We start from the raw sequence: 9,247 nt of genomic DNA, 5'->3' as shown, positions 1-9,247 counted from the left end.
TAAGATCTCGTGCCAAGCTGGTCTCCATCGCAGATGCCACCTTGAATCATGCCCTACGCACGAGCGGAATCCCTTTTGTCAACACGACCTAGGGCTGAACCTCAAGACCCGAACCGTCCGGTTGATGGGCGGCGGCACACGGCAAGACCCCTGCATCTGGTTCCGGGGCTTCTGGAGCCAGGGCGATGGCGCGTGCTTCGAAACTTTCTATGCCTACCGCAAGGGCGCGCCGCGCCTGATCCGGGAGTATGCGCCGCAGGACACCGAGCTGCACCGCATCGCCGATGCCCTGCAGGCGGTTCAGCGGCGTAATTTCTATCAGCTACGCGCCGAGGCCGCCCATCGCGGCCATTATTACCATGAGTATTGCATGGCGATCTCGGTCGAGCGTGACAGCCCGAGCTGGCAGGACATGACCGCCGACGCCGAGGAGGTGGTTATCGAGGCGTTGCGCGATCTGGCTCGCTGGCTCTACCGCCAGCTCGAGCGCGAGTTTGACTATCTGTCGTCGGATGACGTCGTCGATGAGACTATCATCACCAACGGTTACATCTTCACCGAAGCCGGCCAACGGTTTGAGTGAGGAGGTTCGGCCTCAGAACTCCTCCCGCAACTCCGCATAGATAGCTTCGATCCGGTCGGCCTCCGCGTCGGTCAGAGAGGCGAATTCCTTCGCTCTGGCGCGTCCGGAAAGCCTGCCACCGTTCTGGTGCAGGAAGCGAAACAGCAGGTCGAGCACGCGGTCCGGCATGTCGATCAGGCCCGAGACGCGGGACTTGAACCCGTCATAGGCACGCAGGAACCGGGTCTCTGCTGGCAGGTCATGGTCGATTGTCTGGGCCACGCAGGCGAAGAGGAATTCGGCATGGGGCGTGGCATCGAAGAAGCGATAGAAATCGCCGGTGTCGTTCAGAACCTCGACGTTCCCGCGATCGGTTGGGCGCCAGCTGACATGGGGCAGCAGTCGACGCGAATAGCTCTCGAGCACCTGCCGGTAAGCCTCGATCCGTTCGAGGATCACCGCCGACACCGGGAAGACCAGCCCAGGCGGATTGAAGCCGCGTGCAGCAAGCACGTGGTGGATCAGGTAGCGATGGAGGCGCCCGTTACCGTCCTCGAACGGGTGGATATAGACGAAGCCGAAGGCGAGGCCGGCAGCCGCCAGAACAGGGTCGAGCCCCGGGGCGATAGTGCGGTCGAACGCTTCGAGCCCGGCGATCAGCGCGGGCAGGTCTTCATGCCGGGCGCTGACGTGATCGGGCAGGGGGGCGCCGGTTGCGCGGTCGTGCTCGCCAATGAAGCCGCCCTCCTGCCGCAGGCCCAGATGGACGAAGCGGGCATCGCCGATGACGATGCGTTGCAGGCGCTCGAGTTCTGCCCGGTCGATTAGATGCCGCCCGGCGTCACCGATGATCTGGCCCCAGCGCCGGATGCGATCCTGGGGCGGGTTCTCGCCTTCGATCTGGAAACTCGACCGTGAATCCTTGAGCAGCAGGAAGGCCGCCGTGCGCGCCAGCAGATCGGCGGGCACCTCGGCCAGCACCGCGCGGGCCTCGGCTGCCAGATCGCGGGCGATGAAGGCCTCGATTGCCGGAGTGCGGAAGATCATCGGGCAGAATTCCGGGGTGCCGGGCAGGTTGTTGCGGACCCGGTGGCGCGGCGAGGGGGCGCCCTCTGCGTCCCATTGGAGCTTGGCATCGACCACGGGCGCATAATTGCCGCGCGTGGCGTCGGGCAGATCCAATTCCTCGCCGAGGAGCCACTCATAGAGGAACCAGATCCTGCGCGCGTAGCTGCCCGTCGGGGCAGCCTCGACAATGGCCTGGATCTGCCCCGGTCCGGTTGCCTTGAACAGTTGCTTGAGAACTGCCAGATCCAGCCCCTCATAGCGCAGCGCGAAGGTCAGGTGACCGATGAGGCTCGCCTCGGGTTCATGGCGGGGCGTGTAGAGGCGCCAGCCGTCGGCCTCGTAGACCTTGTGACGTGGGCCAATGGCGGAAAGTGTCCGGGGCAGGGGCGTTGCGAGCGCATAGGCATCGATCAGCGCAGCATAGCCCGCAGGAGTGGCCTCCTCGGGGAGCCAGCGCTCGTGAAAAACGGTTACGGCGCCTGAAAACGGATTCCTTTGCGCCTGCTCCATGAAATTCAGATCTCGGCCCTGATGATTGGTTTCAAATTTGTGTATCTCATGAATATCGATTGCAATCAATGAGCCCTCGCGAAAGTTGATGGCGGAGCGCTGTCGTCCTCGGGTCTGCGAGGTGATGGGGCATGAGGTGCCGAGTCAGAGAGGGGCCGGGACGGGTTGAGTCCCGGCGGTTGAGAGAGCGCCGTCCGGGCTTGTCCCTCCCGCTCTCCGAGGATCTCCGACATGAACATCTCGTCCCCCGTGACCGATCCGGTCACGCCGCTGGCGGCCGCGCCCGCGATTCTGGCTGCCGCCAATCTCATCCTTCCCCATCTCGAACGCGGTCAGCGCGTCGATGCTGCGATCCTGCGCGGTGCGATGGAAACCGCCTTCGGTGCGTCCGACGTCACCGGCGTCTGGGACTGGAAACTGGCCTACGAGGCTTGCGAGGTCGCCACGGTTCTGTTCCTGCGCAAATACGGAAAGACACTTTTCCGCAAAGCCGCATCTCCGGTTTCGCGGCTCAATCTGCTGGCGAAGATCGCGGGGTTGTTGCCGACGCAGACCCGCCGCTCCGAAGAAAGCCAGAGCTTCCAGCAGTTCAGCACGCCTCTGCCTCTCGGCCTTGCCGCGCTGGCGGCGGCCGCGATCACGCCGGACGATGTGGTGCTGGAGCCCTCGGCCGGCACCGGCCTGATGGCGATCCTGGCGCAAGCTGCTGGCGGCTCGCTGATCCTCAACGAACTCGCCGATACCCGCGCCGATCTTCTCGGTCAGCTCTTTCCGGCCTTTGCCGTCACCCGGTTCGACGCCGCCCAGATCGACGATCATCTGGTCAAGGATGCGGTGCCTTCCGTGGCGTTGATGAACCCGCCATTCTCGGTCATGGCCAATGTCAGCGGGCGCGTCGCTGATGCGGCCTACCGCCATGTTGCCTCGGCACTGGCCCGCCTTGCTCCCGGCGGTCGGCTGGTGACGATCACCGGTGCAGGCTTTGGCCCCGAAGCTCCGGCATGGCGGGACGCATTCATCCGCTTGCAGGCGCGTGGCCGTGTGGAGTTCACCGCCGCCGTCGGTGGTGCGGTCTATGCAAAGCACGGCACCACGATCGACACGCGGCTGACCGTGATCGATAAATTGCCCGCCGACGATCCGGCGAGTTTTCCGGCATCACCGGGGATCGCACCTGATGTTGCCACGCTCATCGGATGGATCGAGGCGCATGTTCCTCAGCGTTCGCCTGTCTCCTTGCCGAAGATCGCGATGCCTGCTTCGACCGCCGCGCCGAAAACCGTGCGCGGCTATCTGGCCCGGGCGGCAGCTGCTCGGCCTGCTGCTGCTCCCGCCAACGATCCCGAGGGCGTCGAACTCGCCTATGAGACCGTGGACTGGACGCCACCGGAAGGCGCTCGCCTGTCCGATGCCATCTATGAGGAATATGCGCTGCAATCGCTGCGCATTGCTGGCGCGCAGCCGCATCCGACCAAGCTGGTGCAATCCGCAGCCATGGCCTCGGTCGCACCGCCGAAGCCTTCCTACCGGCCCATGCTGCCCGCCGACATCTGCGCGCGTCTGTCGGACGCCCAGCTCGAAACGGTGATCTATGCCGGGGAAGCCCATGCCGATCATCTCGCCAGTGCATGGACCGTGGACGAGCATTTCAACAACGTGAGCGCCGCTGCCGAAGGCGCCGCCGACGCAGTTCGCTTTCGCCGGGGCTTCATGCTCGGTGACGGCACCGGCGCCGGCAAGGGCCGTCAGTCGGCCGGGATCATCCTCGACAACTGGCTGCGCGGACGGCGCAAGGCGGTCTGGATCAGCAAGTCCGACAAGTTGATCGAGGATGCGCAGCGCGACTGGTCGGCGCTCGGCATGGAACGACTGCTGGTCATGCCGCTGTCGCGCTTCCCGCAGGGCAAGCCGATCACGCTGTCGGAAGGCATCCTGTTCACCACCTATGCCACGCTACGCTCCGATGAGCGCGGCGAGAAGGTTTCGCGCGTCAAGCAGATCGTCGAATGGTTGGGATCCGACTTCGATGGGGTCATCATCTTCGACGAGAGCCATGCGATGCAGAATGCCGGTGGCGGCAAGGGAGACCGCGGCGATATCGCCGCTTCGCAGCAGGGACGCGCGGGCCTGCGGCTTCAGCACGCGCTGCCCGATGCCCGCGTGGTCTATGTCTCCGCAACCGGCGCCACCACGGTCCACAATCTAGCCTACGCGCAGCGGCTCGGTCTCTGGGGCGGTGAGCATTTTCCTTTCCAGACCCGCGCTGAATTTGTCGAGGCGATCGAGGCCGGCGGTGTGGCGGCGATGGAGGTTCTGGCCCGCGACCTGCGCTCTCTCGGCCTCTATACCGCGCGCTCGCTTTCTTATGACGGCGTCGAATACGAGCTGGTCGAGCACAAGCTCACCGACGAGCAGCGCCGCATCTATGACGCTTACGCTGCGGCGTTCGCCGTGATCCATGGGAACCTGGACGCGGCGATGGAAGCGGCCAATGTCACCGGCAGCCCAGAATCTGGTGGGTCGACGCTGAATCGGCAGGCCAAATCCGCAGCGCGCTCGGCCTTCGAGAGCACCAAGCAGCGCTTCTTCGGCCATCTGCTGACCTCGATGAAAACCCCGACGCTGATCCGCTCGATCGATGCCGATCTGGCGGCCGGCCATGCGGTCGTCATCCAGATTGTCTCGACCGGCGAGGCACTGATGGAACGGCGACTGGCCGAGATCCCCACCGACGAATGGAACGACATCTCCGTCGACGTCACGCCTCGGGAATATGTCGGCTCGTATTTGCAGCATTCCTTCCCGGTGCAGCTCTATGAGCCCTTCACCGACAGCGAGGGCAATCTTTCGTCACGGCCGGTGTTCCGGGATGGTCAGCCGGTCGAGAGTCGCGAAGCCGTGGCCCGGCGCGACGAGATGCTCGAACAGCTCGGCTCGTTGCCGCCGGTTCCAGGCGCGCTCGACCAGATCGTCCAGCGCTTCGGCACGGATGTGGTGGCGGAGGTCACGGGGCGATCCCGGCGCATCGTGTGCAAGGGCGAAGGCGCATCGGCCCGCCTGGTCGTCGAGAACCGCGCGCCCTCCGCCAACCTTGCCGAGACTTCGGCCTTCATGGATGACCAGAAGCGCATTCTGGTCTTCTCGGATGCGGGGGGCACCGGGCGCAGCTATCATGCGGACCTTTTGGCGCGGAACCAGCGCCTGCGGGTGCACTACCTGCTGGAGCCGGGCTGGAAGGCCGATGCAGCCATTCAGGGGCTCGGGCGCACCAACCGCACCAATCAGGCGCAGCCGCCGCTGTTCCGACCCATCGCCACGGATGTGAAGGCCGAGAAACGGTTCCTCAGCACGATCGCCCGTCGTCTCGACACGCTGGGTGCGATCACGCGCGGGCAGCGCCAGACCGGCGGCCAAGGCCTGTTCCGGCCCGAGGACAATCTGGAATCCGCCTATGCCCGCGATGCGTTGCGCCAGCTCTATCTGCTGATCGTGCGCGGCAAGGTCGAGGGCTGCTCGCTTGAAAGGTTTGAATCCGCCACCGGCCTGAAGCTGATGGACGCGAACGGCATCAAGGACGATCTGCCGCCGATCACCACTTTCCTCAACCGACTGCTGGCGCTGACCATCGAGTTGCAGGGCATCCTGTTCTCGGCCTTCGAGCAGCTTCTGCAGGCGCGGATCGACGGGGCCATTGCATCCGGCACCTATGACATGGGGCTGGAGACGCTGCGCGCGGAGAGCTTCGTCGTTGCCGACCGGCAGCTGATCCACACCCATCCGGACACCGGTGCGGAAACCCGGCTCCTGACGCTCACCGAGCGCAAGCGAAATCAGCCCATCACGCTGGATGCGGCCTTGGCGGAACAGGATGATCCCCGCGCAAGATTGCTCATCAACGAGCGGTCCGGTCGTGCCGCCGTGCAGATCCCGACCACCAGCGTGATGCTGGATGATGGCGAGATCGAGCGCCGCGTCCGGCTGATCCGGCCCATGGAGGCGATGAACATTCCGGTACGGGCGATGGGCGAAACCCACTGGATCGAGGCCGACCATGCCGACTTCGCCACGGCCTGGAACTCGGAGCTGGAGGAAGTGCCGGAGTTCACCGACAGCATCCTGTACATGGTGACCGGGCTTCTGCTGCCGATCTGGAAGCGGCTGCCACAGGAGACCTCCCGGGTCTATCGGCTCCAGACCGACGAGGGCGAGCGCATCATTGGTCGCCGTGTCTCGCCCGCATGGGCAGCAAATGCCGCTACCAGCGGCGTCGCAACCACCATCACGCCGGACGAGGCCTACACGGCACTCATCGAGGGCCGGACGATCTTCGATTTGGCCGAGGGACTACAACTACGCCGGTCCCGTGTCATGGGCGCGAACCGGATCGAGCTCACCGGCTTCGCCGATACCATGCGCGATCGGCTGCGCGCCTATGGGCTCTTCAGCGAGATCATTTCCTGGAAACTTCGCTTCTTTGTGCCGGTCGGGGAAGCCGGGCCGGAGATCATCGGCAGACTGCTCGACCATTTCCCGGTCGAGCGCATCTCCGAGCGGGAGGCTGCATGATGGCACGTCTCAACGCTTCCGAGCTGGCGCAGCGTCTCGGCCGAGAGGCCGAGGCTGTTTGCCGCCACTATCTCTCGAACGGGCGCAAACAGGGCAATTACTGGCAGGTCGGCGATGTGCAGAACAGTCCCGGCCGCTCCATGTTCGTCCGTCTGACCGGGCCGGAATCGGGCAAGGGCGCGGCCGGCAAATGGACCGATGCGCAGAGCGGGGAACATGGCGATCTGCTCGACGTGATCGGCGAAAGCCTCGGCCTTATCGATTTTGCTGACGTTGCCGAGGAAGCCCGCCGCTTCCTCAGCCTGCCGCATCCCGAACCGGAGCCACAGTCCCGCAAGTTCCGAACACCGCCGGTACCATCCGGATCGTCCGAAGCGGCACGCCGCCTCTGGCACATGACCCGGCCATTGATCGACAGCCTCGCGGAGACGTATTTACGCGGACGCGGCATTACGGATTTACGCGGAACCGCAAATCTGCACTTCCATCCGAGCTGCTACTGGCGACCCGAGGGGGATGGGCCGACAGAGGCATGGCCCGCCATGATTGCCGCGGTGACCGACCTCGATGGCAGGATCACCGGCGCGCATCGCACTTGGCTCATCCGCGACGGCTCCGGCAAGGCGCCGCTCGATCCGCCGAGAAAGGCAATGGGAGACCTGCTCGGAAACGCCGTCCGGTTTGGCAAGGCGCAGGATGTCATGGCGGCAGGCGAGGGGATCGAGACCATCCTCTCGCTGCGGCAGGCATTGCCGTTCCTGCCGATGGCCTCCGCACTTTCAGCCGGGCATCTCTCCGCCATCCAGTTCTCGCCGCATCTGCGCAGGCTCTATATTGTCCGCGACAACGATCCGGCAGGTAACGCCGCGCGGGACAACCTGGTGGACCGGGCCATTGGTGCCGGGGTCGAGGCCATTACGCTTTCGCCCATGCTGGGAGATTTCAACGACGATCTCGTCAGCTTCGGCCTGGAGGCGTTTCGGGCGCAGATCCGGGTGCAGATTGCCCCCGAGGACGTCAGCCGCTTTATGGCGCTTGCGACATAGCCAGAGAGGGCCGTGATCGGGGATAACCGATCCCGCCATGGGCAAGGGGTTGCGGCACCTCGGCAAGGGGACCGCGCCTTGGCCTTCTTGAGAGGGCGAGCGGCCCACAAACGCTCCGGCCCGGCAATGGCGGCGCCCGACTGATTTCCGTCGGCGGCCCGCCACCCCACGCGACAGGTCGCGTGGGGACCCCGTCTCCCCCGCCTTTACAGCGCGAAGCAAATCAGCCGGGCTTTGCCATCAAGGTCCTGAGCCAAAGGGCTCGGACTGCCAGGCCGGAGCGCCCGTGGGCTTGTCGTCGCCATGAAGGCCGCGACGGTCGCGGTCCAGCCGAAGGACACATCCCATGCATGCCCATGACGAATTCGAACCCGATCACAGCACGTCTCCCACCGGCCATGTCATCGAAGCGCTCGAACTCTATGGCTACCATCCCGCCGAGGGCGAGGCCGATCCTCGAATCACGCCCGAGGATACCGCCATCCAGGGCGCGGTTGCCGACATCTTCGATGCCCTGATCTCCACCATGGCCGACACCAGCCTCGATTTCGACCTCGACGAGATCATGTGGTCCACCGTCAATACCTTCCACCGCGCCGTCGAGCGGATCGAACGCAAACTCGACGATAACGAGCAGGCCCAGAAGCGCCTTCAGCGCGAACAGGACGGAAGCGAGGTGAAATCTGTCCAGCTGGAGACCCTGATCGGCATCGGACAAAACCTGATCGAGCGCCGCGACAGCATGGAGACCTTCCGCGACACTGCCGCCGACCTCTTCCTGCGCACCACAGGCGCGCCCTGGTCGCCGCGCTCCGGATCACGGGTCAACCATCGCCAGATGACCTCGGCCATGATCGATAGCCGAGATTTTCTCGCCGCCAAGCAACGGGCCGACAATGAGGTGCTCTTACCCGCAGGGCCGAAGATCGCTTTCTCGGGCGGAGATACCACCGATCACCGGCTGATCTGGGACAGGCTCGATCAGGTCCATGCCAAACACCCCGACATGGTGCTCCTGCACGGAGGTTCGCCGAAAGGGGCGGAACGCATCGCGGCCACTTGGGCCGACAACCGCAAGGTCGCGCAGGTCGCCTTCAAGCCGGACTGGACGAGACACGCCAAGGCCGCGCCCTTCAAGCGCAACGGCCGGATGCTCGACACGATGCCGATCGGGGTCATCGTCTTCCCCGGAACCGGCATTCAGGAAAACCTCGCCGACAAGGCCCGCAAGATGGGCATCCCGGTCTACCGGCTCGCGGAGGGCAGCGCGTGAGCGCTGCACCTATTCAAAATGGCCGCGCAGCTTCCTGCATACGTTACGGTGGGCGGAAATCCGGTCATTCGCCGCAGAGTTAATGAACGGCCGCTTCGGGGCCGGATCCAGACTGGCAGTTTGCGGCTAGGTCGTGTTGACAAAAGGGATTCCGCTCGTGCGTAGGGTATGATTCAAGCTGGCATCTGCGATGGAGACCAGCTTGGCACGAGATCTTATGTC

Annotated in this window: 5 protein-coding genes; 4 read left to right on the top strand and 1 reads right to left on the bottom strand. The window is 64.7% G+C overall.

All coding sequences use genetic code 11. The features are described 5' to 3' along the window. The first annotated feature begins 94 nt into the window (after positions 1–94). Positions 95–583, top strand: a complete 489-nt coding sequence (locus EV657_RS20620) for an antitoxin of toxin-antitoxin stability system (RefSeq protein ID WP_481883017.1) — start codon at positions 95–97, stop codon at positions 581–583. Positions 584–595: 12 nt separating this feature from the next. Here EV657_RS20620 and EV657_RS20615 read toward each other — a convergent pair whose 3' ends face one another. Beyond that, positions 596–2,140 carry a Fic family protein gene (locus EV657_RS20615; protein ID WP_134079700.1) on the bottom strand — a complete coding sequence of 515 codons (1,545 nt, stop codon included), beginning with the start codon at positions 2,138–2,140 and terminating at the stop codon, positions 596–598. 231 nt (positions 2,141–2,371) lie between these two features. Here EV657_RS20615 and EV657_RS20610 point away from each other — a divergent pair, with 231 nt between their 5' ends. The 3 genes from EV657_RS20610 to EV657_RS20600 all read left to right on the top strand — a co-directional run bounded on the left by EV657_RS20610 (position 2,372) and on the right by EV657_RS20600 (position 9,025). Continuing rightward, positions 2,372–6,706 (top strand): strawberry notch-like NTP hydrolase domain-containing protein, encoded by a 4,335-nt coding sequence (locus EV657_RS20610; RefSeq protein ID WP_134079699.1) that lies wholly within the window; start codon positions 2,372–2,374, stop codon positions 6,704–6,706. Further along, positions 6,706–7,752 (top strand): DUF7146 domain-containing protein, encoded by a 1,047-nt coding sequence (locus EV657_RS20605; RefSeq protein WP_134079697.1) that lies wholly within the window; start codon positions 6,706–6,708, stop codon positions 7,750–7,752. Before EV657_RS20610 ends, EV657_RS20605 begins: the two co-directional genes overlap by 1 nt. A 346-nt stretch (positions 7,753–8,098) precedes the next feature. Next, positions 8,099–9,025: a DUF2493 domain-containing protein gene (locus EV657_RS20600; RefSeq protein ID WP_134079695.1), complete on the top strand. Its 927-nt coding sequence runs from the start codon at positions 8,099–8,101 to the stop codon at positions 9,023–9,025. The last annotated feature ends 222 nt before the right edge of the window (positions 9,026–9,247 follow it).

The organism is Rhodovulum visakhapatnamense (genome assembly GCF_004365965.1).
GTDB lineage: Bacteria > Pseudomonadota > Alphaproteobacteria > Rhodobacterales > Rhodobacteraceae > Rhodovulum > Rhodovulum visakhapatnamense.
The sequence above is the reverse complement of the archived record's forward strand: the minus strand, read 5'-3'. Positions and strand labels throughout refer to the sequence as shown.